A 24,673-nucleotide genomic window follows, 5' to 3' on the forward strand; every position below is an offset into this window, starting at 1 on the left:
CCGTCATTGACTAGATCGAACTTCGCCTTAACGCGCTGGCCGCCGCTTGCGGTTCGGCCTCGATCGTTGTGCTTAGCTCTTGCGCAACAGCAGGCCTTCTGCCGCCCCTCACGACCCGATCGAGCTCCTCACGCTTCATGCCGACTCTGTTTCCGCTTTCGATGAATTCGACTCCGTAGATGTAGAACTTCTGCAGGAAGGTGCCGATCGATACGACGTAGCCGACCTCGCCCTTCTTGGCCAAGATGTCGCCGATTTCTCTACCGGCATATGTGCCGTCATTGCGGATGATGCGATTGGCCCGCACCTTCTCGCCGAAGTCGAAAGCGGGCGCGCTGGTCAGCTCGACGAGGTCGTTATAAGGAACTCCACTGCTCATGCTGATGCCCGCGGTCCTCGTTCTGCCTCGACGGCAAGCCGCGAGCGCGCGACGTCCCGCACTAGGCTGTATGGGTCATAGATAAGGCCTATGAGCTCAGACGGTGCGATCCGGCTCGCCACCTCGTGCCTGATACGCCAGTCTTGGTCATGGCGCAAAAGCGACAATAACTGCGGAGACAGCCGCTGGGCTATCGTCAACCGCACCGACGCGTCACGGTCATCGACCATGCGAAGCAACCAATCTTCTGGAATACGCCGTGCTACCACACGGCGGACCTCGGCCTCCTCATCGTGGATCAGTCCGCCGAGCAGCGATGGCGCGATCCCCCGCGCTACCACAAGGCGAACGTAATAGTATTTATCCGGAGCCATCAGCAGCAGCTCGTCTCCTTCGAGCCGAGTTGCGACCCTCATCCTGACTTCATCACAGGGATCATTGTGCAAATGCAGGACGTCGCGTCCGGGTAGGCGACGGACAGCGCTTGATCGCACAGTTCCATCCTCATCGGCGAGTAATGGCGGCAAAAGAAAGAGGCTGGCGAATTTCGCCGCTATCGCGCGCACCTCAAAATACGGGTGAGCGAGGTAGCTGTCCGCAAGTTCTGGATTCCAGTCGAAGAAATGAGCAATCCGTTGAGCATAGCGGTCGTTGATACAAGCCTGTTTTGGATGACAGCGGCCGGAGGTCTTCAGATCGACATGCGCGCAGCGCGTACAATCAATCGGGTCGTCTTGCCAATTTCGGGCCTCGTCGATGTCACCACTCATCGTAGCGCCCCATGCGTTTAAGCACTTGCAGGAGACCCTTGGCTCCAATCTTATCACTGGGATCGAGCTCAAGAAGCTTTTGAACAGCTGTCCGCCCCTCCTCGATTTGACCGAGGCGCATTTGCAAATAAGCATATCCTTTCAGCGAAAATAAGAAGAAGCGCGGCAGAATGCTCTCATACCGGCCGAACTCCGCGTCACTGGCTCGCACAAGGCGCCAGTCGGACGAAAAGCTATTCACCTCAGCCGCCTTAGCTATGCAGCGCTGAGCAACCTGCAGCGCCTCGCCAAGTCGCGCCTTGTAGAAATAAAAGCGAAAGAGGCCTATCAGCACTGCCGCGTGCCCTGGCGCGAGCGCCTCCGCCTGGCGCAAGTGGCTTTCGGCAATGTCATCGACGTGATAGGAAAGGCTGGCCTCCCATAGGTGATGCTCAGCTTCGCTAGGCAACGCATGTCCGAGCAAGGTGCTGGTGAGGAGCGCCTCATTAATTTCGGATTGTGGGCTGAACGGAGCGTCTGGCATCGTTGGCAGACTCTTCCAATCAATCGCTGGTGCTGAAGACTTTCTTGCGCTGTGGTAATAGCGACCAAGTCCGTTTCAGCTTATCGGGATCGACCGTCGCACAGCCGAGCAGCGGCAGCTGTCCGTACCGGCGCTTGAGGGGTCTGACGTATTCGCGCCCGGCCCCAGGGTCAAAGATCCGCGGCTTTTGGAGCAAGCTCATTTGACAGGCAAGCCCGGAACATCCGCCAGGGCTAATTGCGAGGCAAGAATCGCAGCAGGCGAGGCCGTCGGACTGGAGAATTATGCGGATGGCACGTACAGCGTTAACAATCCTGCGCTTCATATCCTGTCTCCTGCTCATGCGCGCACCTGGTAGCGCGCAAACGAAGTGTCGATGACACAAGTGTTATCGACTGGACAGACGGCCATGCATTGCGGCTCATCGAAATGGCCGATGCATTCGGTACATTTTTTAGGATCAATCACAAACGTCCCGCCCTTCTCTGTGATCGCGGCGTTCGGACATTCTGATTCGCATGCGGAGCAACCCGTGCACTGCGATGCGATGATCTTGAATGGCATTATTTCTCCCATTTCACGCCGTGGAGATCAGCGCGCTTCGTCAGATCGCTGGATCGCCGTGCTCAATATGTTTGATCGCGCCGCTGTTGACCCGATCGAGATAGGCTTCGAACCAAGCGCTCGTTGACTTATCGATTGGCTCATAAGCGTATAAATCGACCGGCTCGACGCCAGCCCCGATCAATTCGGCCCTGGGACAGCCGCCGATCTTGGCGATGAATACCGCGTGGCAATCGTTGATGCTGCGGATGATGGTCCCGAGGTTTCTTTCCTCGGCATAGCCGCCCTGGCAATACACATCGACGGGGCGATGACCAACGAATTTGACGCCGCCTGTGGAGAGCTCATAGACTTGGAATTCCTTGGCATGACCAAAGTGCTCGTTGATCAGACCTGAACCCTTCGTCGCGACTGCCACCAGCACCTTAATGTCGCTATCATTATCTGCGCATTTCGTAAGATCTGCACGCTCGGCAATGGTCTTTCCGGAGCGCTCCACCGCGATACTGGACTGATAGCTCTTGCGGCTCTCGACATCATATTTGACATCCATCTGGATAATCTTCTCGGTTGTGAACTCCGCGCTGCGGTCTTCCCCGAGAAGGCCGACCGCGTCGGCCCGGCACTGGCGGCAATGGCGCATCATGTGCATCTCACCCTCGCAGCTATCCTGTAGCGCCTTCATTTCCCCTGGGGTCGGGCCACGCTGGCCACTCAGGCCGAACGCGGTTCCGTGTTCGGGCGAGGAAATCAACGGCACGATGTTGTGCAGGAAGGCGCCGCGCCATTTCACGGCCTTGTTGACCTCGATGAGGTGCTGATCATTTATCCCGGGGATCATGACTGAGTTGATTTTGCAGAGGATGCCGTGCTTAGCGAGCATCTCCACTCCCTGGAGCTGTCGATCGTTGAGGATTTTTGCAGCTTGGATGCCGGTGTAGCGTTTGTGCCTGTAGAAAATCCAGGGATAGATCTTTGCGCCGATTTCGGGGTCGACCATGTTGATCGTAATTGTGACGTGGTCGACATTTAGTTTTTTAATGGTGTCGATGTGATCGGGCAACACTAGACCGTTCGTCGACAGACACAGCTTGAGATCGGGCGCTACTTCATGGATGAGCTCGAACGTCTTGAAGGTCTTTTCGGGGTTGGCGAGCGGGTCGCCAGGACCGGCGATGCCGACCACGGTCAGCTGGGGGATGGTAGAAGCAACCGCCATCACTTTCCTAGCGGCCTGCTCGGGTGTCAGCCTCTCGCTCACCACGCCGGGGCGCGATTCATTGGTACAATCATATTTGCGGTTGCAGTAATTGCACTGGATATTGCAGGCTGGCGCGACCCCGACATGCATGCGCGCGTAGTGATGATGCGCTTGTTCACTGTAGCATGGGTGGTTTTTTACCTTCTCCCATGTCTCGGCTGGTATATCACCACGGCCCGCTGGCGAACCGCAGCCAGTCGTGCCGCCTCCGCTACTCCTGCCGCAGACCATTTGCACCGCATTCAATTGCGTGATCTCGCCGATCTCGTTACCGATGCTCGATGCTTCCTGTTGCGTTGGAGCATCCATATGCCCAGTTCTCCCTTCCGGCCTGAACGGCTTGACGTATCCAGGTCTTAGCAACCGGTGTGCCATGGCAAAGCAGGCGATTTTTTCGACCGTCTTCAATGAGTTAGAAGAAACATGGATAGAGTGTTGCCGAGGTATGCTGGAAAGCAGACATGCTTTGTGGCGAACAAGACTTGCGGCCGGCGCGAGCGTAAACGTTGACTGAGCCATCGCCCTCATTCGCCTATATCTTTCGTGAAAGGATGCCTCGCGGCGTGGTTGCGATGCAGGGCGCTTCCTTGCGAACTGCTGAAAAGAATGATTGCGCGATGCGCCCGCTAACTGGCCGAGAGGATCTCCACAGCATGGGTTAGCGGAATTGCGAGTGGCGTCACGCCCTGCTCGAGCAGGAAGCGGCATTCATTCTTGGAGACCGTGTCAGGCTCGATAACTGCGTAGTGTACATCGGATGATCGCTTCGAAACCTGCCGCGCATAGGTCCGCAGAAGCTGGTCATTGAAGCGGCAGCCAAGGAATAGGAAGCTGCGGCCGGTACGGCGAACGATCACCTCCTTAGGAATCGGCGTCTGTATGTCGATTTCGGTTAGCACCTCAACATAGTCGGCATCGGACACCAGAAAATTCTTGGCCGGAGCGACGCTGCCGTGCGGCTTGTAGAGGATGATTCCCCAGCTTCTTGCCGAAGCGGAATCGACTTCGGCGCCCGCGGCATCATAGAAGCGATACCAGCGCTGCTCCCTGAGACCTGCGCGGCTGATTCCTTGAATCTCGCCCCAATTGCTATGCCCAGCAAGGGCATTTCTCATCGCGCCATCGTACCAGCTGTCGACGATAAGCGGCAGCGGCAGCATTGAAAGAAGTCGGTGAAGCTGCGTTGGCTCGACCGGCTTGCTAAAGGCGTCCGCCATCATCGCTGTCAGCGCGGTGCGGTGCCTTGTGTTTTCGATGTACTGCGCGGCCGCCCAAGCGTTCCCTCGCGCGCGCCCTGGCATTGCCACCTTGGCGGCGAAGAATGCCGCTAGGTCCTCCGGGTTCATCGGCACACCCGGGTTCGACAACTCCGCTAAGCCGGTCCCGAGATAGGGAACAACATTGCCGCCACGAAGCCCCTTGCTAACCTTGCGGAGCATGGCCTCGGCAGCCGGGAGATGAACGAACTCGCTGCATGGATCGGGACGATTCATTCTTCCTCCCGGTCCCCGCCACGCTTCTTTGCGTTGACCGTAATCGGCAAAGTTGTGTCGCTCCTTATCTGCGGCAGATCGAGCACCCAGCCATTAGCGAGTCTGATCCACCCGCCCCAGAGCGTCTCGTACTCAAATTCAACAATCGGCTCTTCAAGATCCTTCCTTGGGACGTAAATCGAAAGACCAATTTCAGGAGAACGACGAATAATTACTTTCATCCAATGGACCCATTGCATCGAGAGTTGACTTCTTGCGCGCTCCAGCTAACCCGGAAGATGCCTCTCTCAGTTTCGTCATGATCTTCCGGAGCGCAACAACGACATGATCGACCTCCTCGCTGGTAGTCTCGCGAGACAGTGAGAAGCGGATCGCGCCGCGCAATCGGGCCGACGGTACGTTCATCGCGCGCAGCACATGCGATGGCTCCATAGAGCCGGACCTGCAGGCTGATCCCAGCGACACGGCAACGCCGGCCCGGTTCAAATGATGAGTGATTGCTTCACCTTCCATATATTCAAAGGCAATGTTTGATGTGTTTGGCAGACGGTTCTCCTGGTCGCCAAGCACCACGCAGTTGCCGAGATCAAGGATTCCATGCTCCAATCGGTCGCGCATCGCAGCAATTTCCATCCGCTCCCGCCCGAGATTCACCGCAGCGAGCTCCGCAGCCCTACCCAGCCCAATGATGCCTGGCACATTCTCAGTGCCAGAACGTCGGCGACGCTCCTGCGGTCCACCGAAGATCAGCCGCCTGAATTTTGTATCTTTGCGCACATAGAGCGCGCCAATCCCTTTTGGACCATGAAGCTTGTGACCAGAAAGCGACAGCATGTCCACCTCGGTTGACTTCACATTGATTGGAACTCGACCAATAGCCTGCACCGCATCAGTGTGGAACAGCGCGCCGACGGAGCGCGCCATCTTGGCAAGGACCTCGATCGGAAAGATCGTGCCGGTCTCATTATTGGCCCACATGACCGAAGCAACCGCAGTACGCGGAGACAACGCACGGCGATAAGCATCCATGTCCAGTCGGCCGGCGCGATCGACAGGAATTAGATGACACTTGTGGCCGCGACGTTCGAGCTCGTCTGCAAGCGAGAGGACGGCGGGATGTTCCACAGCCGTGGTGACGATCTCGTCGCGGTGCTCCTGCACAGCAAGCGCCGAGAGGATCGCGGTATTGTCCGATTCGGTACCGCCTGAGGTAAAGACGATCTCGTGATCAGAGGCAGCACCAATCAGCGTCTGCACGCAGCTGCGAGCTGTCCTTATGCTTTCCGCGACTTTCCTGCCCACCCCATGCGCTGAGGAGGCATTGCCGAACTGCTCAGAAAAAAATGGCAGCATGGCCGCTACCACAGACGGATCCGTGCGTGTGGTTGCGTTGTTGTCGAGGTAGATCGGCCGCACGTTTCGTCTTCCTTAGTTTCCATTTCTGGCAGATCCCGCGACCGGGATCAGGCGCACGAACTCGCCCAGCCGTTCGATCAATCGCGCCCGAATGCCTTCGAGGGTCACATTTGCGAGCTTGCAGAACACGCAGGCACCTGTGAGCTTGATCATGATCTTGTTGCCCTCGATCTCGATAAGCTCGCAATCTCCGCCGTCACGCTTCAGGTTGGGCCGGATTTCGTCAAGCACGGCACAGACGATCCGCTCACGCTCCAAATCCTCATTGGCTCTCATTTCTCTGGATTGTTCAGTCTCGACGAGCATTTGTCGCCTCTCCGCAGTCTTCCGCGCAAATCGGCCCTAGCTAAATGACTTTCCACATGAGCAGTTCGATTTTGCATTCGGATTGTCAAAGGTAAAGCCCGAGCTCTCGAGCGACATCACGAAATCGATCGTGGTCCCGGCAAGGTGCTCGCGACTGTCGTTGTCGATAAACAGCTTGATGCCGCCTCGCTCGATCACAGTGTCGTCGGGCTTCGGTGCCTCCGCGAGGCCCATCGAATATTTGAACCCGGCGCAGCCGCCCCCTTCGACTATTATCCGCAGGCCGCTCACTGGCTGAGCTGCTGTAGAGATCGCGCTCTTCACCGCATTTTGCGCGGCTTCTGTCAGATTGATCATCGCTTTCCCTCTGCGCTGATTTGGCCCTCTGCGCTGATTTGGCCCTCTGCGCTGATTTGGTGAAATATTAGCAAGTCCCATGCCAAGGATCGTACTCCTAACAGCCCTTGTCTTTTGCCGCCTGACCGCGGCCGAAGGTGTGTAGAACTTCCGACACCAGGCTTGTCACCTCGGGACGGCTTTGCCGCGAGTGTCGTGTTGAGAACGAAATGTCTGCCTAGGCAAGGACGAAGGGCTGTCATTTTAACGTTCGTTGCCCACGTGGGAGGCGGCAAACAATTTGCATACAGAGCAAGGCGTCTTTATGCGATGCGACATCTGCACCGGCCACATCAAACGAGAAGATTCATGACGTCCATTAACAACACTGCTTTCGGTCGGCTCGACAAGGAAGGCCGTCTACTAAATGCGGTGCTAAAGGGGGAAACCACAAAGCCCGGCCGCTTCGGCTTCCGCGGCGATATCGCCCTGAGGTTCCAGGCTCAGCTTGCCGATGAGAAGCGTCCGCCCGACTATTCGCTTGAGCAAGTATTGACTATCGCAAACGAGGGGGAGACAACGATCCCGGTCTTGGCCGGCTACCTCCATTCTTTTGCTTATCTAGCCGACGTCGCAAAAGTGTTGGATGGCGCATTGAGCCAGAAGGGTAGCTACTTCATTTTCTGCAACAACATCGACTTATTGGCGAAATATCGCACCAAGATCGGTGATATCATATTCAACGTGCTGCCATGTGACGAATCGACGGTCTGGAAGGAGATGATGGATCTCGCCGGTGTCGACAAGAACGACATTAAGAAGCTGGATACTGGAGGCAAGCTCGACTATCTGCTCGATGCCGCCAAGAATGTCGACGCCGGTTATGCCGAGATCTCATACGAGGAAGCTCTCGCGAAGATGAAGCCCATGAAGAATCGCAACGAGAACCGTCCTGTCTAGCGTTTTGCGTCAGATCTCTTCTGCTCTCGTGCGGCCAAGCTTGTTCGCACGGGGAATGGGGTCTTTCAATCGTCGCTGAGGACGGCTGGAGTGGCCCGACAAACGACAAATGCCCGCCAACGCCCAGGCTTTGCCACACCGATACTCCTACCGCGTCGAGGAGCGAGTGCGAAAATGGGTGAGGTGCCAGTACGTTGGGGTTTGACGAGACGGAATTCGAGTTGCTGCCTCATCAAAGCTGCCCGATTCTGTCCTGCGGCCCAAGGCAGCTTCCCATTGTGGATCTGCCCCCAGACACCTCATGATACCGCACGCTTCCAACAGGGTTGTCGCGCGGTCAGACGCACGACGACGCTTTGAACTCTGACCGTGCCTTGACGCCACTTCTGGGATCGCGGGCCTATATCTAGTTCGCCGCGCAGGAGACCGAATAGAAATGGCAACACTGATCAAGACCACTCAAGACGGCCGCAAACTCGAAGTTGTGGGGCTCGCAATCATGCTTGCGGGCAAGCTTGAAGCCAGCGAACTCATCGAAGTCAAGGATCACCCTTACCGCCGAACGATTCTGGCCACGGTACCAGAGGCCACCCACATGGCAGGCCGCGTCCCGCTGACGCGCGCGGAAGCGGAGATCGTTCTCGCCGCCTTCAACAAAGCGGAGGCCGACGTGCTCGGCAATCCCGTCGCTATCCACGAGCGGTTTCGCATTGCTGCGATGACGAAGGCCCGTGAACAGGGGATCGAGTAGCGTGACCTGAGATGCCTCGAAGCTGCATCGGTGCCCCAGCGCCGAACTCCCTGTTGCATACCGAATCCCGCGGACTAACGGCGCCGATCTCCCGCCCCCTCGTTAGATTTATTCCAAGCCGCTGCGGCGGGAGGAGGAAATGTCACTCGTACTCTCGCTCGGAGCCTTACCGCGTTTGACCCATTTCGGAAGCAATTTAAGCTATCATCGCCTCGCCTGGCGCGAGGGCTACATTCAAGAGGCTGAAGCGTGGTTCTGGCAGCTAGCCGCGCACACCCGTGCGCAGGCGCCACAGCCGATGCACGCTCCAGCATCCTTCAGCACCATGACCTTCCTTTCGATCTCGTCATCATCGTCTTCTAGATCGACGATCTCACCGGCCTCGTTGATGCCCTTTAGCATCATAACCTCGCGCCCGCACACTTTGTAGCAACGGCCGCATCCGATGCACCTTTTGGGATCGATGGAAATCAGATACTCGGGCTTCCAATTGCGACCGTCCCGTGTTGCACATGACATGTCACGATCCTTATGCCTATTCCCGCGCCTTGAGATCCTCGCGCTTGCGCTCGAGCTCGTCGAAGGCGTCGTGAACCTGTTGGGCAACACTAAGGATTGACGTCCAGTTGGCGGGCAGTTCCTCAGCAAGGTCGTGGAGATCCATCTTTGCCTGAGTGGCCTTAGCCGAGAGCTTCTTGATCTCGGCTTTCAGTGCTTCTAAGTTGCTCATCCATTACCTCAGTAGTTCGCAACTTCCGGGAACTTTCGGATCATCTCGGTCCCGCTGTCGACATGTTTATCACCTTCCGAAGCGAGCTTTGAGAGATTGTCAAAACCGAAACGATGCACGTCGCGCAGTTGCTTGTTTACGACAATGAGCCGACCACCTATCAGCACAATGCGGCCAAAGCCTTCATGGTGCATTTTCAGCATCGGCGAAACCATCACGCCGGTGGCCTTCTCGATGGATAGCGCAACAGCGTTGAAGAACAATTCCAATCGCCAGATCGTGTCCGGATCGGGATCGCCCACAATCGGCAAGGCCCGGCGCTTCTCGCTGTCGAGAATATAGGGCTCTAGCAGCTCGAGATCGCTCTTGCTCTCCCAAACGCCGTGGCCGTCCTCGGCGCGCCAGATCTTGACGAGCTCCTTCACAAAGGGCGCCTCCTCCGCCTGGCCAGCTCGGATCAATCCACCCGCCTCGTTCATAATCGTTTGCCCTCAGTCCTCGAAATGAAGCGAGCGATTCTGGCCCTTGCCTAGCACTTTGCGCAACCAGGGTGGCGGCGAGCCCTTCAATACACCTTCGAGCTTAATACAGAGATCGTCGATCGCTTCAGGCATACTCACTTTCATCGGATGAATATTATTTGCCACGACACGCGCGGCGCCGGAGCCGCCGATCGCAGCAACGTAGAGGATCGCGCAGTCTTTGATGGCCTCGATCTTCGCCGTGAGCTTGTCTTCATTGCCGTCCTCCTTAAGATCACCGTCGAACTGGATGGACTCGATCAAGTGGTGCCCTTCGGGCCTAACGTCGTAGATGGCGATGTTTTTGGCCCAGCCAAAATGTGCGTCGACGCGCTTTAAATCCTGCGTGGCAAATGCGACCTTCATCGGCTCTGATTCCTATATCAGCAGTTCAGTTGCGGCGGAACGACATCGGCCGGCGTCTCCGGTCCGCCAGGTTGCCGGCGTGGGCTGGCGGTTGTCCTCGCGGTCAGCAATGATGAGGTTTGCGAGGTCAAAGATAAGCTCGCGCGTACCGCGATAGCCCACGCTCATCCGGTGACCTGCGCCCAGGCGATCGAATATCGGAAAACCGGCACGGTAGAAGGGAATGTCCAGCCGGGCGGCCGCCTGCCGGCCGTGCGAATGAGAGATCAGCAGATCACACTGCCGCGCCTTGGCAAGATCCTCCAGATCTCCGAGATCGCCGATGACAACCTCCTTGGCCTTGACGCGTTCGAGCACCGGAGATGCCGTTGTCGTCACCGCCGCAGTCACCTGCGCACCCATCTCGTACAACACGCTCGAGATGTCAAACAAGAGGTCCGGCTCAGCCCCAATCGCGAGCTTTCGACCCGCGATATGGAAATGCGTATCCAGCATGGCGTCCGCGAGCTGGCCACGTTGCCGACGATATCTTTTCGGCACCGACTTGCCGCTGATATCGCTCAAGAAAGTGATGAATTCATCATTGGGAATAAGGCCACAGAGCCGTTCAAATAGCCGGAACGGCACGCCAGTCCTGGCCTGCATCGCCTCAGCCGCGCGCCTCATCTGCGCTCCGATAGCGATCGTCCAGGCGGCCTGCCCCATAGTTGCTATCTCGTCGACCCCAATTCCGCCGATCGTAGTCTGCGTGAATTCGTCGGGGATGTGACCGTCGAGCGAACCTGAAATATCCGGAAGGAAGGACGGCCTGATCCCAAAATCTTCAAAGATCGTTCGTAGCTCGTCAAGGTCGCCAGGGGTTAGGTGGCAACCAGGTAGGACATTAACCCGCAAGGAATCGTGCGGCGCGGCCGCATCAACGGAATCAACAAGCACTTCGACCATTCGCGCCACGGTCTTTTCCCAGCCATCCTGAAAGGCGTCCTTGAAATCGGGCGTCGAGACGTAGACGAGCGGAAACTTCTTGAGATGCGGATGATTTTGCCGAATAAGGCGAATGAACGCCTCGACGTCGTCGCCCTTGGTCTCGGTGACGCCAGTCGAATTGATGCCAATAATCTCCGGCTTGACGCGTTTGTAGATATTGAGAATTGCCTGTTCGACATTCTCATACCCACCGAGCACGGTCGACACCTCGCTCATTGCGGTGGTCTGCAAGGGCACCGCTTCCTTAAAATGGCGGACAAACAGGGTTAATCCGAAAGACGTGCAGCCCTGAGGACCGTGTAAGAGTGGCATCGCCCCCCGCAGTCCCAAGAAGGCGAAGGAGCCGCCGATCGGCTGGCTCATCTTCAGCGGGTTGATCGTACAGGCCTTGTCGGAATAGGTCACTATAGTCATAGCTTGCACCCTGGTTGGGGCCCTACTCCACCGCCTGCAGCGCGGAAGTCGGCTGGGCCGGCGTGTTCTCCTCGGTCCGCCGCATACAGGCCGCGGAAGCCTCGGCGTCATGGGCCATGGCATCGGTGGCAGTGGATCCGTGAGCGGGAATGCGATGGTTGATGATGCTGAAATCGACTGTACTGCACGAGTGCGTTCTGTTGGCGCGCGCGACTTTCTCGGCCCCGACCGAATTCGGCCGGCCTCCGGCGACAGGCACCTCCATTGGCCCAAGCGCTTTGGCATGCCAGGTCACCTCCGTGACATCCCACGGCGCGGGCCTACGGAGCTGATCCCACATCGGATTGTAAAGCGCCTTATCGATCTCTTCCATGAGCCTCACGATGCCCACATAGCCCATGTAGGCGTGGCAACGCTCTTGATTTATGTCGAGCCATGGCACGGCCGCTTTTAGAGCGACGAATTGCGACTTGCCGCCCGAGAGCATGATGTCTGCTTTAGCCTCTCTAAGCATCTTGTACATTTCACGGGGCGTAAGATCCTCGATCATGTGAGCATCATGCCCCATCAATTGCTGAATACGCTGCTTGTCGTCGCTGGTTGATTTCTTGACAGAAGTACCGACAATCTCGAGCCCTGCTTCCTGCAGAGCAGCAACCACGGACCATGACTTCACGCCGCCAGTGACGAGTAGTACCTTCTTGCCGGCAAACCGCGGCCTGAATCGCTCGATTGCAGCCCAAGCCGTTGCTTCCTCGCGTGCGACTACAGCCTCAGTGCACTCCATTAAGTGACGCGGCGCGCCGCGCTCGATCAGCATGCGCGCGATCTTCCGTAGAGCCTCGCTGGTGTCTTGGATGCCGTAGAACGATCCTTCAAAAAATGGAATGCCGTAGCGTTCTTTCATCCTGGTCGCGACGTTGATCATGGCCCTGGAGCACACCATCATGGCGGCTCTCGCCCGATGTGAGCAGGCGGCCTCGTGATATTTGCCATCGCCAGAGATGCAGGACAGGATCCGAATGCCGATTTCGTCCAGCAGCGGCTTGATCTGCCAGAGCTCGCCCGACAAATTGTACTCACCTATGAGATTGATATCGTAGGGCGTTATGTAATCGGGCTCCTGCGTGCCAATCACATACTCGAGCAGCGCTTCACCGGCGAGCTTATTGCCTAGGCTTTTCGAACCGACAAATCCCGGCGAATTGACCGGAATGACGGGCTTGCCGAATTTCGCTGCCGCAATTTTGCAAACCGCATCAATGTCGTCACCGATCATGGCCGGAACGCAGGTCTGATATACGAAGATCGCCGGGGGATCATACTTCTCGATGATTTCCTTGATGGCCTTGTACAGCCGCTTCTCGCCGCCCAATACGACATCAATCTCATTCATATCGGTCGTGAAGCTTGTGCGCCACAGATCAGGTCCTGACGAGGCAGAGCCGCGATTGTCCCAGGAGTTGCCTTCGCACGCGATCGGGCCATGAACGAGATGAGCGACATCTGTAAATGGCTGTAGCGCAATCTTGGCGCCATCAAAGGAGCACCCTCCGGCGGCCCCGCCTGGCTGCAGCTGCTTGGTGCAACCTTTCTTTCGCTCAACCTCCGATTTGTTGGCGTTCTTAGGGCAACCCGCCGCGTTGAAGACGTCCTGAATCGTGGCTGACAGCGAACTCACGTTAGTCTCCTTCCGCAAACGCTTTTTTGTCTACATGATCGATAATAGGTGTGCAGAGCCCCACCCCAAGACCGCGACATGTGGCCATGAGGTGGAGACACGCTCGCATCATCGTATAATATCAAAGCTGTAGTCGGTTTTACCCACCACGTTGCTCTTCTTGTCGATCTCCTCAAATATCTTATCGAGTATCTTCACCAGTACATTCAGGCCGCCCTGATAGCCCCATACTGGGTAGCGGTGGTGGTGGTGCCGGTCGAACACGGGGAAGCCGATGCGAATCAGCGGCGTACCGGTATCGCGCTCCAGGTACTTGCCGTAGGTGTTGCCGATCAGAAGATCGACCGGTTCGGTAAACAGCAGCGAACGCATGTGCCAAAGGTCTTTGCCCGGATAGACATGGCAGTCCTTGGCGTACTGCGAACTGGCAAACAACGCCTGCATCTTTTCTTCCCAGGCCTTGTTGCCGTTGGTAGACAAGACGTGGGTCGGTTCGGCGCCGAGCTCGAGCAGGAAGGCCGCTAAGCCATAGCAAAGGTCGGGATCGCCATAGATTGCGAACCTCTTACCGTGAATATGTGCACTGGAGTCCGCCATGGCATCGACGAGACGGCCGCGCTCCTGTTCTAGGATCTTCGGGATTGCTTTGCCCGTAATGTGTGACAGAGTCATCAGGAAGTCGTCGGTCGCGCTGACGCCGACCGGATGATTAAACGAAACGACCTTTTGACCATGGCTCTCGATGAACGACAGCGTTTTCTCTGTACAATACTGCTGCATTGAGATGGTCGCCTTGGCGTGGATGGCATTTGCAGCGTCCGCCAGAGTGGTCCCTCCATCATACATACGGAACTCGCCCTCCGTCGGCGTGTCGAACACGTCACTATTATCGGCGAGAATTGTGTAATCGACGCCCATTACCTCGAAAATGCGCTTTATCTCGCGGATATTGCCTACGGTGTAGCCGTCGAAGCCGCCAATGAAGTTGATCCTTTCGTTCGGTTTACGCTCGAGCTTGGGCTCAGAACCGGCCTTACCGTCCCAGAAATGCTCGAGGATGCCTTTTAAAGCGTTGTCATAGCCCGTGACATGGCTGCCGACGAAGGCGGGCGTGTGAGCGAAGGGAACATCGAATTCCGCCGGCACCGAGCCTTTTTCCTTCGACGTCTTGATGAAGGCGTTGAGGTCATCGCCGATGACTTCCGCCATGCAGGTGGTCGAAACCGCGATCATCTTCGGTTTGTACATATTGTAGCTGTTGGCGAGCCCGTCGACCATATTGTTGAGACCGCCGAATACAGCTGCATCTTCGGTCATCGACGAGGAAACACAGGAGGTCGGCTCCTTGAAGTGCCGAGATAGGTGACTTCGATAGTAGGCGACGCAGCCCTGTGAGCCGTGCACGAAAGGCAACGTACCCTCGAAACCGACCGACGCAAATACGGCGCCCAACGGCTGGCAGGCCTTGGCCGGGTTGATGGTCAGTTCTTCGCGCGCGAAGTTCTTCTCGCGATATTCGGGTGTCTTGGCCCATTCGCGGATACGTTCGACCTCCGCAGGATCATGCGCATTCTCGAAGAGCGCGCGTTTATTCGCCAGCATTTGCTGGTATTCCGGACCTCGAAACAGCTCGAGATGATCGAGGACGTTTTCGGCATTCTGAGTCATCATGGCGTCCTTGTTGGATTCGTGTTCGATCGTCTGGCCCGGCCGCCTTATTCCGCCGCCATCAGGCTCGGCCGCGGGACCTCCTTCCACGGTGGCCTGGTCTTCTTCCAGATCGGCGAATTGATTGCCATATCCATGTCGCGAGCAAAGATTGCGAACCCATCATAGCCGTGATAGGGGCCCGAATAGTCCCAGGAGTGCATTTGCCGGAAAGGCACGCCCATCTTCTGGAAGACGTATTTCTCCTTAATGCCAGAACCAACGAGATCGGGCTGGATCTTCTCGACGAAGCGCTCGAACTCGTATCCCGTGACGTCGTCGTAAATTAATGTCCCATCCTTGACGTAATGCTGGGCCGTACGCTGATAATCGTCGTTGTGACCGAACTCGTAGCCGGTCCCGATAACCTCCATACCGAGGTCTTCATAGGCGCCAATTACGTGCCGAGGGCGCAAGCCGCCCACAAAGAGCATCACGGACTTACCTTCTAGACGCGGTCGGTATTTGGCGATGACGGCATCCACCAACGGCTGGTATTTAGCTATGACGCGCTCGGCCCCCTCCCTAATCTTGTCGTCGAAGAAGCTTGCGATCTTACGCAGCGACTCCGCGATCTTCGACGGGCCGAAGAAGTTATACTCGCACCATGGAATCCCAAACTTTTCCTCCATATGGCGCGAGATGTAATTCATTGAGCGATAGCAGTGCAGGATATTCAGCTTAGCTTTCGGCGTTGCCTCAAGCTCAGCGAGGCTGCCATCGCCAGACCACTGCGCAATCACGCGCAGGCCCATCTCCTCCAGCAGGATGCGAGATGACCAGGCGTCGCCACCGATGTTGTAGTCACCGATGATGGCAACGTCATATGGCGTGGATTCGAACCGCCGTTCGGTTTCCGGGGTAAGCTTGTCGAAAATCCAGTCGCGTACAGCGTCGTTGGCGATGTGATGGCCAAGGGACTGCGATACGCCGCGAAACCCTTCGCAGCGCACCGGCACGATTGTCTTACCATCATATTCCTTCGACTTTGCCCTCGACACTGCTTCTATGTCGTCGCCTATGAGACCGACCGGACATTCCGACTGGATGGTGATTCCGTGGTTGAGCGGAAACAGGCCTTGGATCTCGTCGATCACTTGGGCGAGCTTTTTATCGCCGCCGAAGACGATGTCTTTCTCCTGGAAGTCGGAAGTGAACTGCATGGTCCCGAAAGCATCGATTCCGGTGGTGCCGACATAATAGTTGCGTCGCGACCCCCAGGAATATTGGCCACAACCGACAGGGCCGTGACTAATGTGGATCATGTCCTTGATCGGACCCCATACGACGCCCTTAGAGCCGGCGTAGGCGCAGCCTCGAATGGTCATTACACCAGGGATCGATTTAAGATTCGACTTAACACCGCAATCAGACTTGCCAGCCTCGTGCACGCTAAGGTGCTTGGCACGCCGTTTGGCTGTCTTCTCGGGGTAGACTTTCAAGACCTCGTTGATCAATTCCTTGTTGCGGGCCTTGATCTCTGCGACACTCTGGGTGGATGCCAGACTCATGCTAATGTCCTTATTGCTCTCAGCGTGTTCGGGCCGACACTTTTTTGTGCTGAATGTAAGGTATCCGCTCAAGCCGAAACGGCGGCGAGCTCGGAAGCGGTCTTGCCGACCTGGTTTTCGTCGATCGGCTTCATGATACCGTGCTCCATCAGCATGTCCTCAAGTTCATCCATGCTGATCGGCGTCGGGATGATGCCCTTGCCGCCGTTATTGTGAATTTTGGTCGCGAGATTGCGATAGTGTTCCGCCTGCTTGGACTCCGGCGCATATTCCAGCACCGTCATTCGGCGTAGCTCTGCGTGCTGGACGACGTTGTCGCGGGGGACAAAGTAGATCAGCTGGGTGCCGAGCTTCTTGGCGAGCGCCTCCGCCAGCTCCAGCTCCTTGTCCGTCTGCCGCTCGTTGCAAACCAAGCCGCCCAGCCGTACGCCGCCGGAATTGGCATACTTCAGAATGCCTTTAGAGATGTTATTGGCGGCGTACATCGCCATCATCTCGCCGGACATGACGATGTAGATCTCTTGCGCCTTGTTCTCGCGTATCGGCATCGCAAAGCCGCCGCAGACGACGTCACCGAGCACGTCGTAAGATACGTAATCAATGTCCTCGTAGGCGCCGTTCTCTTCCAAGAAGTTGATCGATGTAATGACGCCGCGGCCAGCGCAGCCTACGCCCGGTTCCGGACCACCGGATTCAACGCATCGAATATCTTTATAACCCACTTTCAAGACATCCTCGATCTCGAGGTCCTCGACGCTGCCGGCGCTCGCCGCGAGACTCAAGATCGTGTCCTGTGCCTTGGCATGCAGGATCAGGCGGGTCGAGTCGGCCTTCGGATCACAACCGACGATCAATATTTTTTGGCCCATCTCGGCAAGAGCTGCCAGCGTATTCTGTGAAGTCGTGGATTTGCCGATACCACCCTTGCCGTAAAACGCGATTTGTCTCAGCGAAGCCATGTTGTTCTCCATCAATCGATTGACGATCTGCGCCTGCGTCGCAATCCATCACTCGGCTCGCAGCATTCGCAGCTCGATGACCTACAAAGGCAGACAATCGCGCCCCTGCAGAACGACTTTTGCAACGAGCGTGCCAGCGCTCGCTCAAAACAAATAACTATGCGAGCGTAGATAGATACGGGTGCACAGGGTGGTGCTGTCGCAAGTCCGACATCGGCACTTCTCGACATGAGCGGTCGCACGCGTTTGTCTGAAACAAGGCAACGCCTTGCTTTACTTCCTTCCGGAAACGACAGCTCTAGTTCGCACACAGGTGAACAGCTACGGCACGGCGCGTGCTTGCTGCGTATGGATCAATGCACAGAGGCTATCATGCTGTTCGACACCGAGGCTTATACGAGTAGCAAGCGTCCAACCATTTTCCTGATCGAGCCTGAGCAGGTTGTACGTTCCGCACTCGATTACATCCTACGTGAACGTTACCAGACACATCCTTTTGCGACCGTGGATGAGGCCGTGAGGTCGCTAATTAAGACCCCCGACGTAGTCCTGGTCGGCGTTGCCATTCTGCACGGCCGAGGAGAGGCAGTCCTGGGAGAAGTCGCGAGGGCATTCGCGCGCACCAAGATCCTGCTCGTAGCTGAGCGGAAATCCGACCCTCTAGTGCAGACGGGGCTTAAACGAGGTGCACACGGGTACATCAGCAATCCAATCTCCACCGATTCTGTCCGCGGAGCCGTCAGGATAGCTTTGGGCGCACCAGTCTTTCCCAACCGGCCGCCCGTTCTCATTCCTCCGAGGTCCGGTTAGGAATTCCTTGCGCAATTTCGGATGGTGTAGTTTCAGCTCGACATACTCTCGGGTTGTCTCGCAATTGGCGCAAAACTCACGCCGTTTCAGCCTTGAGGTCCGCGGCATAGCACACCGGTTTAAAGACCGCTTCGACCGTGACTTAGCGGGGCAGATCTCCAGGCGACCTCGCGGAGAGTAATAGCAATTTTCTGGTGGGCCTTCCGAATATCAACTCGGGTGCCGAGGCGAGGCGACCGAGACCTTCGATCTCGGTGCACGTAGTAATGGGATGTCCGAAACTCCATTACTGGACTAAACGCGCGACGATAGGCTCCATCATGATCAACGAGCGGCAATACCCCCTGGCATTGAACGCATCCAAGCGAGCTTGCTTTTTCTTTGGTCGCTATAAATCGTTTAGGACCTTGTTGTATTGCATCCGCCTCGCAGAATAACGCTCGCTCGGCGTCGAAACCGCCTACTCGCTAGACCGTTCTGAGACGTCGCCACTCCATTTGCCAACCAATGCATCGCCCGGCTGCTTCCGATAATGCCCGCTATATTGCCCGTAGGCGATCACACCACTGACGCCTAACTTCCGCGGATTCGATGAGCGCGCGCCGACGATCGTTCGATTGAACGCTTCGGCGAAACTTTTCGCTCAGCGTTGTCAGGCGGGAACACACGTGCCCTCCATCGGACAGACCACCGCGCATCGCGGCGTATCGCAATGCCCGTCGCACTCTGTGCACTTTTTCGGATCAACCACATAGACATCGCCCTTTAGGCTAATCGCGCCGTTCGGACACTCAAATTCACATGCACCACAAACCGAGCATTGCGAGGCGACGATCTTATAGGCCATGGATTGCAACTCCCTCCTAGGGTGAAAGGTGATAATTCCCTTCAAGCCTCGTGCCACATGCGTGCCTTAGTAGTCACGTTGGAAGTCAACCTGTTCTGTCTGGTTTAAGAAACCTTTTGTCGCCTTCGCTCTTAGCCGATTCGCGACATCAACTTGCGCTGCCACATCCGACATCTCGCTTTAATTAGCGCACCAACTCCGCGATCAGCCACTTCGACAGTATCACACGTGTTGTCCCCCATTGATTGGCACTTCCGCACCTGTGACATAGCTCGCGGCGCTTGAGCAGAGGAAGAAAATGACCTTCGCAACCTCGTCGGGCGTGCCAACACGGTGTAGCGGTATAATCGGCGCCAACTTTTCTTCAGTTTCCGGTGACAAAATGTCGGTCTTGATCTCGCCCGGTGCGATCGCGTTGACCCGAATTCCGAATGGCGCGTAGTCGTGTGCCATCTCGCGCGTGAGGCAGGCGAGCGCCGCCTTAGAGGTCGCATAGGCAGTACCCGCAAAAGGATGCACACGGGTGCCTACGATGGAGGTGACATTGACGATCGACCCGGATGCCATTTTCAATTCTTCGAACAGGCCTTGAGCAAGTAGAATCGGCGCGACAAAATTCACGTGAAACACGCTCATCCATGTGGTGATGGACGTCGTTAAAGAATTCAGCCTACCACCGCCTGGTGCCTTTGGAGAAATGGCGGCATTGTTGATCAGGGCGTGAAGCGGCTCTCCATCGAGCCGCTCCTTGATCTTGGCAATCGCGTTCGGCAACGCGCTGCGATCGCTCAGTTCCACTTGCACATGATTGTTGATTCCCGATTCCCATGGGCATCGACCGCTATCAAAGGGCTGTCGGGAGCAGGAGATGATTTGCCAACCAGCTTCGGAGAACAACTTGCCCGTGGCGTGACCAATGCCGCGCGAGGCGCCGGTCAATACAAGTGTCTTCCTTTGGCCGAGTCGCCGCTGCGACGTATCTTCTTGAAGCGGACAGCGCGCCAGACCAGGCACAGAGCTCGGACCGGCAACACTGTGCGCATCTAGTTTATCGAGAGACAAGCGAGCTCCTTAAGGCATGATCTTTGGTGGGAGTTAGCAACAATTGGGCCAGCCAGATAAATGGCGATGGGTGCTCTCTGCCCAATGTCAGCTAAGAGACATCAGCGTCGATTCGAACAGGAGCTCGATGCTTTCATTGGCGTGCTTCACGAGACGGCTGACAAGACGTCTCTCCGGCGCGGCCCATAATTCATAGCGCGCCGGCTTGAGGCTCCCACCTCAAAGCGCTGCCTAGACAACGCCGTTGTGTTTTGTGCAATCGACAGGACTCCCATTGCTGCTCGCGGAGTCATCCGAGGCGCCCGGCGCACTTTTTGCCAGTCATAAAATGCGCCGGGTCCCGCCTCTGCACCATCAGTACATCCGTGATGATGCTGCCCTGACTGACGCGAGCAGCGTGGCGAAACTGAGGCCCTTAGATGGGCTCTACAGCGCCGACACAAAATTATCTGCCAAGCTTGAATCGCACGCAGCGTCAACTTGTATGATCTCCCTTTTGGCATTTGCTCTCCAACGAGACTGGTAAGTCCTAGTGAACGGAGGTGATCGAGGACCTGACCTATTGAGGTGGCGACACGATGGACCATATACATGATCGGTAGACTGCAGACAGATCATGGGCTCCCACAGCGGCAACTTTGCATGGATACCTACTTGTCTAAGTCCATAGGCTTTCCGGCGTGAGACTCTCGAATGGAGTAATTCGCCGCTCGATCGAGCGCCGTATCGCGACGTTCAACCGAGCGCAACAGCATATGTATCAGCTCCTGAGGCGTCTTCTCCAGTTGATGGCAAATGGGCTCGGTAATCATTCCTTCCCAGACCTTTGCGGGTCTCATGGTCCAACGTCGCGGCAGACGAAACCGGTTTTCCGCCGTCGGTCAGCAAGTAGTTCGCGCATCGCGCATAAGACGTCGAAAATTCCGCCGTCATTGACGAAGATGCCCCTAAGGTCCGGATTCCGGTGAATCAATTTGCGGATGGTTCCGTGAGCGTTTGCGAGCTCTCTCTGAATGAGCGTGTGGCATGCTTCACACTCCCGGGCATGCTCGCGCATGTAGGAGCGGAAACTCGCGGCTGAAATATCATCGCACTGATAGCGGTGACTGCGATCAAGGGACATACCTTGCCTGGCCCCGGACCATCTGCCTGATGAGCCTACCCGCTGTTCGACCGGCTTTCCAGTTGTCGGTTCCCACAAAGCCTGCGCGGCTCGCGGCGGGCAGGTCAGCGACATAGGCAACGATCGGAACACTTGTGGTCTGGTCGATTGCCTGACTGACCAGCGGACGGTCGGCGCAGATAATAGCGACGGCGTCGCTTTGCTTGACGAAGGTCAAGAGATTGCTGGCAACGGCTTCCGCGGTCATGTCGTCCTCAAAGTGCACATTCGCCTTGATAACAGTATCGACGCGCCGAGATGCGGCAGCGACGATTCCAGTGCCCTACAACTGGTGAAGCGGCCGGTACGACTGCTGCATGAGAAAGCCAGGATTTCGGTGGAGTTTCTTGCGTTGGCGCGGCGTACCCAACTCGCGAAAGCCGATCTTTTCCACTGTTTACACGATGCGCTCGGCGGTTTCGGAGCGCACTGTGGCGCAACCACAAAGGGCCCGATTTACTGTCGACACACTCACGCCAGCTGCCTGCGCGAACTGGGCAATCGTCGGCCGTTCATCGCTATCCCCAGAATGCGTCATCCGTGACGGTTCTCAACGGAAAACTCATCCTGACGCAACGTATCCTTCCTCGGATGTGTACTCGTCGCGCTTTAACGATGATGCAGAGACCGCGGTATCCGTCCGGTGAAGGCCGCCTTGCCTAATGAGGCGTGTTGTTGAGAACTGTCCTTATGGACAGTGATAAGCGCAGTGCCCAAGTCGAACAGCTTGCGGTGGTGGACACGGGTCGGCGGCGGCGCTGGTCCGAGGCTGAGAAGCTGAAGATCGTCCTGGAGAGCTTACAGGCGCCGCGCCAAGTCGCGGCAACAGCGCGGCGGTATGGCGTTTCGCGCTCATTGCTGCTGCGATGGCGACGCTCGCTTCGGCCTGAGCCGAAGAATACCGCCCGTCAACCTGGCTTCGTACCGGCGATGGTGGTCGCGGAATCTGGGCCGTCGTCTTGTCCAGTCGCGCCGGCCAACAGCGGCGGGCCGATCGAGATCGAGTTTGCTGCCGGGGCTCGGATGCGGATCACAGGTACGGCCGACGCGGCGACGCTGAAGGCCGTCGTGGCGGCGCTGGCAGATGGACGGCTGCGGTGATCCCGATTGCGTCGGGCGTTCGGGTGTGGATTGCGACCGGTCACGCTGATATGCGTCGCGGCATGAACTCGCTGGCCTTGCTGGTGCAGGAAGCGTTCACGCGAGACCCGCACGGCGGCGACCTCTATGTGTTCCGTGACAAAAGCGGCAAGCTGATCAAGATCCTTTGGCACGATGGACTGGGCATGTCGCTTTATGCCAAGCGGCTGGAGCGCGACCGCTTCCTGTGGCCGTCGTCGGCTGATGGCGTGGTGACGATCACCCCCGCCCAGCTTGGCTACCTGCTGGAGGGCATCGACTGGCGGATGCCGCAACATACCTGACATGGCGACCGCAGGCGGCCGGCTGATCGTTGGGATTTGAATCGGTGGCACGATCAGCGGTTCGGACAGCAACCGCGTCTTGTGATTCTCTGGTCGGCGATGGGCGCTGATGATTCTCTTTCCGACGACGTGACCACGCTGCAGGCGATGCTGCGCGCCGAGCGAGCGGCCCGGTTGGCCGCGGACGCCGAGGCCCAGGCGGGGACCTTGCTGATCGAGAAGCTCAAACTCACGATCAAGAAGCTCCGGCACGAGCAGTTCGGACAGTCCTCCGAGCGAGGCGCGTTGCTGGACCAGCTCGAGCTACAGCTCGCCGACCTGGAGGAGAACGCGGCGCAAGCTGTTACCGCGGCGCAGATGGCAGCCGAGAAGATTGCGGTGCCATCGTTCGAGCGCCGCAAGCCAGCCCGCCGGCCGCTGCCGGAGCATTTGCCGCGGGAGCGCATTGTCTATCCGGTGCCTGCCACCTGCCCATGCTGCGGCGACAGCCGATTGCGCAAGACTGGCGAGGACGTGACCGAGACGCTGGGGCTCGTTCCGCGCCAGTGGAAGGTGGCCAGCACGTGCGCGAGAAGCTCGTCTGCCGGACCTGCGAAGCGGTCACCCAGCCGCCGGCCCCTTCGCATCCGATTGCGCGCGGGCGTGCAGGGCCCAAACTGTTGGCCCATGTTCTGTTTGCCAAGTACGGCCTGCACCTGCCGCTCAATCGCCAGAGCGACGTCTACCAGCATGAAGGCATCGACCTCGACGTATAGATGCCTGCGGACTGGGTAGGTGCCTCCGCGGCAACCCTGATGCCTTTGGTAGATGCGATCCGGAGCCACGTCTTCGCAGCCGAGCGCATCCACGCGGATGACACTACGGTGCCGATCCTGGCCAAGGGCAAGACCCGGACCGGCCGGCTCTGGACCTACGTGCGCGACGACCGTCCGTTTGCCGGCCCAGATCCGCCAGCGGCCGTGTTCTTCTACTCGCCCGATCGTGGCGGTGCGCATCCGGAGGAGCATCTGGCGGGCTATGCTGGACTGATACAGGCCGACGCCTACGCCGGCTTTGGCAGACTCTACGAGGCCAATCGCAAGGGCGGCCCGATCATCGAGGCCGCTTGCTGGGCGCACGGCAGGCGCAAGTTCTTTGATCTCGCGCGGCTCAGCAAGGCGCCGATCGCGGCCGAGGCGGTCAGGCGCGTCGATGTTCTGTTCGCCATCGAGCGCGAGATCAACGGTCTTACTGCGCAGGAGCGTTTGCGTCTGCGCCAGGAGCGTAGCCGCCCTCTGATCGTCGAGTTGGAGGCGTCGTTACGCGAGCAGCGCGCCAAGATCTCCAGGAACAACGACACGACCAAGGCGATCAATTACTGCCTCAGCCGCTGGGATGCATTTAGCCGCGTCCTTGATGACGGACGGTTTTGCATGTCGAACAATGCTGCTGAGCGTGAGCTACGGGCGGTCGCCGTGGGGCGAGAAAATTGGACCTTCGCCGGGCCCGATGAGGGCGCCGGCGTGCGGCCGCCATCTACAGCCTCATCGCCACCGCCAAGCTCAATGACATCGACCCACAGGCTTGGCTTGCCGACGTGCTGGCGCGCCTGCCGGATCACCCTGCCAGGCGCATTGACGAACTGCCGCCTTGGAATTGGCAGCCTCAGAGCGTCGCTCACGCCGCTTAAGCGCGATCAACCTTCCACCAAAAACGGCCTAGCCAGGGGCCGTCGCCGGATGCGTACAGACCGC

General features: G+C 57.5%; 28 protein-coding genes and 1 pseudogene. 6 read left to right on the forward strand and 23 right to left on the reverse strand.

Annotated elements, in window-relative coordinates:
- Positions 1–10: 10 nt before the first annotated feature.
- From A7X65_RS25570 to A7X65_RS25620, 10 genes are all read right to left on the reverse strand, one after another.
- Positions 11–379, reverse strand: a complete 369-nt coding sequence (locus A7X65_RS25570; protein ID WP_082885042.1) for a nitrogen fixation protein NifZ — start codon at positions 377–379, stop codon at positions 11–13.
- The gene (locus tag A7X65_RS25575; protein ID WP_063690356.1) at positions 376–1,149 is read right to left on the reverse strand and encodes a 4Fe4S-binding leucine-rich repeat protein; all 774 of its coding nucleotides are present in this window, start codon (positions 1,147–1,149) and stop codon (positions 376–378) included. Before A7X65_RS25575 ends, A7X65_RS25570 begins: the two co-directional genes overlap by 4 nt.
- Positions 1,139–1,672 carry a tetratricopeptide repeat protein gene (locus A7X65_RS25580; RefSeq protein WP_186467576.1) on the reverse strand — a complete coding sequence of 178 codons (534 nt, stop codon included), beginning with the start codon at positions 1,670–1,672 and terminating at the stop codon, positions 1,139–1,141. The genes A7X65_RS25575 and A7X65_RS25580 overlap by 11 nt, the downstream gene beginning before the upstream one ends.
- 339 nt (positions 1,673–2,011) lie before the next feature.
- Positions 2,012–2,236 (reverse strand): 4Fe-4S binding protein, encoded by a 225-nt coding sequence (locus tag A7X65_RS25590; protein WP_063690364.1) that lies wholly within the window; start codon positions 2,234–2,236, stop codon positions 2,012–2,014.
- A 40-nt stretch (positions 2,237–2,276) separates the two neighbouring features.
- Positions 2,277–3,806, reverse strand: coding sequence for a nitrogenase cofactor biosynthesis protein NifB (gene nifB / locus A7X65_RS25595; protein WP_063690367.1), 1,530 nt, complete (start codon positions 3,804–3,806; stop codon positions 2,277–2,279).
- 317 nt (positions 3,807–4,123) lie between these two features.
- Complete coding sequence (locus tag A7X65_RS25600; protein WP_063690370.1) at positions 4,124–4,990, reverse strand: SIR2 family NAD-dependent protein deacylase; 867 nt, start codon at positions 4,988–4,990, stop codon at positions 4,124–4,126.
- Positions 4,987–5,211 carry a putative nitrogen fixation protein NifT gene (gene nifT, locus A7X65_RS25605; protein ID WP_063690373.1) on the reverse strand — a complete coding sequence of 75 codons (225 nt, stop codon included), beginning with the start codon at positions 5,209–5,211 and terminating at the stop codon, positions 4,987–4,989. Before nifT ends, A7X65_RS25600 begins: the two co-directional genes overlap by 4 nt.
- Positions 5,183–6,406 carry a cysteine desulfurase NifS gene (gene nifS, locus A7X65_RS25610; RefSeq protein WP_063690376.1) on the reverse strand — a complete coding sequence of 408 codons (1,224 nt, stop codon included), beginning with the start codon at positions 6,404–6,406 and terminating at the stop codon, positions 5,183–5,185. The genes nifT and nifS overlap by 29 nt, the downstream gene beginning before the upstream one ends.
- 12 nt (positions 6,407–6,418) lie before the next feature.
- Positions 6,419–6,712 carry a NifU family protein gene (locus A7X65_RS25615; RefSeq protein ID WP_063690378.1) on the reverse strand — a complete coding sequence of 98 codons (294 nt, stop codon included), beginning with the start codon at positions 6,710–6,712 and terminating at the stop codon, positions 6,419–6,421.
- A gap of 36 nt (positions 6,713–6,748) precedes the next feature.
- Complete coding sequence (locus A7X65_RS25620; RefSeq protein WP_063690381.1) at positions 6,749–7,069, reverse strand: HesB/IscA family protein; 321 nt, start codon at positions 7,067–7,069, stop codon at positions 6,749–6,751.
- Between the two features lie 348 nt (positions 7,070–7,417).
- Between A7X65_RS25620 and A7X65_RS25625 the strand changes: the two genes are divergently transcribed.
- Positions 7,418–8,008, forward strand: a complete 591-nt coding sequence (locus A7X65_RS25625; RefSeq protein WP_063690384.1) for a hypothetical protein — start codon at positions 7,418–7,420, stop codon at positions 8,006–8,008.
- 436 nt (positions 8,009–8,444) lie between these two features.
- Complete coding sequence (locus tag A7X65_RS25630; protein ID WP_063690387.1) at positions 8,445–8,759, forward strand: hypothetical protein; 315 nt, start codon at positions 8,445–8,447, stop codon at positions 8,757–8,759.
- 234 nt (positions 8,760–8,993) lie between these two features.
- Here the strand turns inward: A7X65_RS25630 and fdxB are convergent, their stop codons facing one another.
- The 9 genes from fdxB to nifH all read right to left on the reverse strand — a co-directional run bounded on the left by fdxB (position 8,994) and on the right by nifH (position 17,635).
- Positions 8,994–9,278: a ferredoxin III, nif-specific gene (gene fdxB, locus A7X65_RS25635; RefSeq protein ID WP_063690390.1), complete on the reverse strand. Its 285-nt coding sequence runs from the start codon at positions 9,276–9,278 to the stop codon at positions 8,994–8,996.
- Between the two features lie 16 nt (positions 9,279–9,294).
- On the reverse strand, positions 9,295–9,489 hold the full coding sequence (locus A7X65_RS25640; protein WP_063690393.1) for a CCE_0567 family metalloprotein: 195 nt from the start codon (positions 9,487–9,489) through the stop codon (positions 9,295–9,297).
- Between the two features lie 8 nt (positions 9,490–9,497).
- The gene (locus A7X65_RS25645; RefSeq protein WP_063690397.1) at positions 9,498–9,968 is read right to left on the reverse strand and encodes a NifX-associated nitrogen fixation protein; all 471 of its coding nucleotides are present in this window, start codon (positions 9,966–9,968) and stop codon (positions 9,498–9,500) included.
- A 12-nt stretch (positions 9,969–9,980) separates the two neighbouring features.
- The gene (gene nifX / locus A7X65_RS25650) at positions 9,981–10,376 is read right to left on the reverse strand and encodes a nitrogen fixation protein NifX (protein ID WP_063690400.1); all 396 of its coding nucleotides are present in this window, start codon (positions 10,374–10,376) and stop codon (positions 9,981–9,983) included.
- 12 nt (positions 10,377–10,388) lie between these two features.
- The gene (nifN, locus tag A7X65_RS25655; RefSeq protein ID WP_063690403.1) at positions 10,389–11,777 is read right to left on the reverse strand and encodes a nitrogenase iron-molybdenum cofactor biosynthesis protein NifN; all 1,389 of its coding nucleotides are present in this window, start codon (positions 11,775–11,777) and stop codon (positions 10,389–10,391) included.
- Between the two features lie 22 nt (positions 11,778–11,799).
- Positions 11,800–13,458, reverse strand: a complete 1,659-nt coding sequence (nifE, locus tag A7X65_RS25660) for a nitrogenase iron-molybdenum cofactor biosynthesis protein NifE (RefSeq protein ID WP_063690812.1) — start codon at positions 13,456–13,458, stop codon at positions 11,800–11,802.
- A 108-nt stretch (positions 13,459–13,566) separates the two neighbouring features.
- Entirely contained in the window at positions 13,567–15,126 is a 1,560-nt protein-coding gene (gene nifK, locus A7X65_RS25665; protein ID WP_063690814.1) for a nitrogenase molybdenum-iron protein subunit beta, read from the reverse strand.
- A 47-nt stretch (positions 15,127–15,173) separates the two neighbouring features.
- Positions 15,174–16,676, reverse strand: a complete 1,503-nt coding sequence (gene nifD, locus A7X65_RS25670) for a nitrogenase molybdenum-iron protein alpha chain (RefSeq protein ID WP_063690406.1) — start codon at positions 16,674–16,676, stop codon at positions 15,174–15,176.
- 68 nt (positions 16,677–16,744) lie between these two features.
- Positions 16,745–17,635: a nitrogenase iron protein gene (nifH, locus tag A7X65_RS25675; protein WP_063690816.1), complete on the reverse strand. Its 891-nt coding sequence runs from the start codon at positions 17,633–17,635 to the stop codon at positions 16,745–16,747.
- Between the two features lie 372 nt (positions 17,636–18,007).
- Between nifH and A7X65_RS43860 the strand changes: the two genes are divergently transcribed.
- The gene (locus tag A7X65_RS43860) at positions 18,008–18,445 is read left to right on the forward strand and encodes a response regulator (RefSeq protein WP_167358285.1); all 438 of its coding nucleotides are present in this window, start codon (positions 18,008–18,010) and stop codon (positions 18,443–18,445) included.
- A 652-nt stretch (positions 18,446–19,097) separates the two neighbouring features.
- On the opposite strand, the gene A7X65_RS25685 is transcribed toward A7X65_RS43860, so the two are convergent.
- The 4 genes from A7X65_RS25685 to A7X65_RS43230 all read right to left on the reverse strand — a co-directional run bounded on the left by A7X65_RS25685 (position 19,098) and on the right by A7X65_RS43230 (position 22,054).
- The gene (locus A7X65_RS25685; RefSeq protein WP_063690411.1) at positions 19,098–19,292 is read right to left on the reverse strand and encodes a 4Fe-4S binding protein; all 195 of its coding nucleotides are present in this window, start codon (positions 19,290–19,292) and stop codon (positions 19,098–19,100) included.
- Between the two features lie 222 nt (positions 19,293–19,514).
- Positions 19,515–20,306 carry an SDR family NAD(P)-dependent oxidoreductase gene (locus A7X65_RS25690; protein ID WP_063690413.1) on the reverse strand — a complete coding sequence of 264 codons (792 nt, stop codon included), beginning with the start codon at positions 20,304–20,306 and terminating at the stop codon, positions 19,515–19,517.
- Between the two features lie 1,160 nt (positions 20,307–21,466).
- Complete coding sequence (locus A7X65_RS43225; protein ID WP_245323824.1) at positions 21,467–21,724, reverse strand: type 1 periplasmic-binding domain-containing protein; 258 nt, start codon at positions 21,722–21,724, stop codon at positions 21,467–21,469.
- Positions 21,725–21,913: 189 nt separating this feature from the next.
- A complete protein-coding gene (locus A7X65_RS43230) occupies positions 21,914–22,054 on the reverse strand; it encodes a LacI family DNA-binding transcriptional regulator (RefSeq protein ID WP_245323826.1) in 141 nt (46 codons plus the stop codon).
- Positions 22,055–22,206: 152 nt separating this feature from the next.
- On the opposite strand from A7X65_RS43230, the gene tnpA reads away from it, so the two are divergent.
- From tnpA to tnpC, 3 genes and pseudogenes are all read left to right on the forward strand, one after another.
- The gene (tnpA, locus tag A7X65_RS43865; protein ID WP_063690415.1) at positions 22,207–22,617 is read left to right on the forward strand and encodes an IS66-like element accessory protein TnpA; all 411 of its coding nucleotides are present in this window, start codon (positions 22,207–22,209) and stop codon (positions 22,615–22,617) included.
- On the forward strand, positions 22,614–22,940 hold the full coding sequence (gene tnpB, locus A7X65_RS25705) for an IS66 family insertion sequence element accessory protein TnpB (protein WP_063690417.1): 327 nt from the start codon (positions 22,614–22,616) through the stop codon (positions 22,938–22,940). The genes tnpA and tnpB overlap by 4 nt, the downstream gene beginning before the upstream one ends.
- 99 nt (positions 22,941–23,039) lie before the next feature.
- Positions 23,040–24,609 (forward strand): annotated as a pseudogene (tnpC, locus tag A7X65_RS25710) (IS66 family transposase).
- Positions 24,610–24,673: the final 64 nt, after the last annotated feature.

It is taken from the genome of Bradyrhizobium stylosanthis (assembly GCF_001641335.1).
Taxonomy (GTDB): Bacteria; Pseudomonadota; Alphaproteobacteria; order Rhizobiales; family Xanthobacteraceae; genus Bradyrhizobium; species Bradyrhizobium stylosanthis.

Bases quoted from the DNA above. Each gene is read 5' to 3' on its own strand.
- A7X65_RS25570 (WP_082885042.1), bottom strand. From the start codon at position 379: ATGAGCAGTGGAGTTCCTTATAACGACCTCGTCGAGCTGACCAGCGCG.
- A7X65_RS25575 (WP_063690356.1), bottom strand. From the start codon at position 1,149: ATGAGTGGTGACATCGACGAGGCCCGAAATTGGCAAGACGACCCGATT.
- A7X65_RS25580 (WP_186467576.1), bottom strand. From the start codon at position 1,672: ATGCCAGACGCTCCGTTCAGCCCACAATCCGAAATTAATGAGGCGCTC.
- A7X65_RS25590 (WP_063690364.1), bottom strand. From the start codon at position 2,236: ATGCCATTCAAGATCATCGCATCGCAGTGCACGGGTTGCTCCGCATGC.
- nifB (WP_063690367.1), bottom strand. From the start codon at position 3,806: ATGGATGCTCCAACGCAACAGGAAGCATCGAGCATCGGTAACGAGATC.
- A7X65_RS25600 (WP_063690370.1), bottom strand. From the start codon at position 4,990: ATGAATCGTCCCGATCCATGCAGCGAGTTCGTTCATCTCCCGGCTGCC.
- nifT (WP_063690373.1), bottom strand. From the start codon at position 5,211: ATGAAAGTAATTATTCGTCGTTCTCCTGAAATTGGTCTTTCGATTTAC.
- A7X65_RS25615 (WP_063690378.1), bottom strand. From the start codon at position 6,712: ATGCTCGTCGAGACTGAACAATCCAGAGAAATGAGAGCCAATGAGGAT.
- A7X65_RS25620 (WP_063690381.1), bottom strand. From the start codon at position 7,069: ATGATCAATCTGACAGAAGCCGCGCAAAATGCGGTGAAGAGCGCGATC.
- A7X65_RS25625 (WP_063690384.1), top strand. From the start codon at position 7,418: ATGACGTCCATTAACAACACTGCTTTCGGTCGGCTCGACAAGGAAGGC.
- A7X65_RS25630 (WP_063690387.1), top strand. From the start codon at position 8,445: ATGGCAACACTGATCAAGACCACTCAAGACGGCCGCAAACTCGAAGTT.
- fdxB (WP_063690390.1), bottom strand. From the start codon at position 9,278: ATGTCATGTGCAACACGGGACGGTCGCAATTGGAAGCCCGAGTATCTG.
- A7X65_RS25640 (WP_063690393.1), bottom strand. From the start codon at position 9,489: ATGAGCAACTTAGAAGCACTGAAAGCCGAGATCAAGAAGCTCTCGGCT.
- A7X65_RS25645 (WP_063690397.1), bottom strand. From the start codon at position 9,968: ATGAACGAGGCGGGTGGATTGATCCGAGCTGGCCAGGCGGAGGAGGCG.
- nifX (WP_063690400.1), bottom strand. From the start codon at position 10,376: ATGAAGGTCGCATTTGCCACGCAGGATTTAAAGCGCGTCGACGCACAT.
- nifN (WP_063690403.1), bottom strand. From the start codon at position 11,777: ATGACTATAGTGACCTATTCCGACAAGGCCTGTACGATCAACCCGCTG.
- nifK (WP_063690814.1), bottom strand. From the start codon at position 15,126: ATGACTCAGAATGCCGAAAACGTCCTCGATCATCTCGAGCTGTTTCGA.
- nifD (WP_063690406.1), bottom strand. From the start codon at position 16,676: ATGAGTCTGGCATCCACCCAGAGTGTCGCAGAGATCAAGGCCCGCAAC.
- nifH (WP_063690816.1), bottom strand. From the start codon at position 17,635: ATGGCTTCGCTGAGACAAATCGCGTTTTACGGCAAGGGTGGTATCGGC.
- A7X65_RS43860 (WP_167358285.1), top strand. From the start codon at position 18,008: ATGCTGTTCGACACCGAGGCTTATACGAGTAGCAAGCGTCCAACCATT.
- A7X65_RS25685 (WP_063690411.1), bottom strand. From the start codon at position 19,292: ATGGCCTATAAGATCGTCGCCTCGCAATGCTCGGTTTGTGGTGCATGT.
- A7X65_RS43225 (WP_245323824.1), bottom strand. From the start codon at position 21,724: ATGACCGCGGAAGCCGTTGCCAGCAATCTCTTGACCTTCGTCAAGCAA.
- A7X65_RS43230 (WP_245323826.1), bottom strand. From the start codon at position 22,054: ATGACGCATTCTGGGGATAGCGATGAACGGCCGACGATTGCCCAGTTC.
- tnpA (WP_063690415.1), top strand. From the start codon at position 22,207: ATGGACAGTGATAAGCGCAGTGCCCAAGTCGAACAGCTTGCGGTGGTG.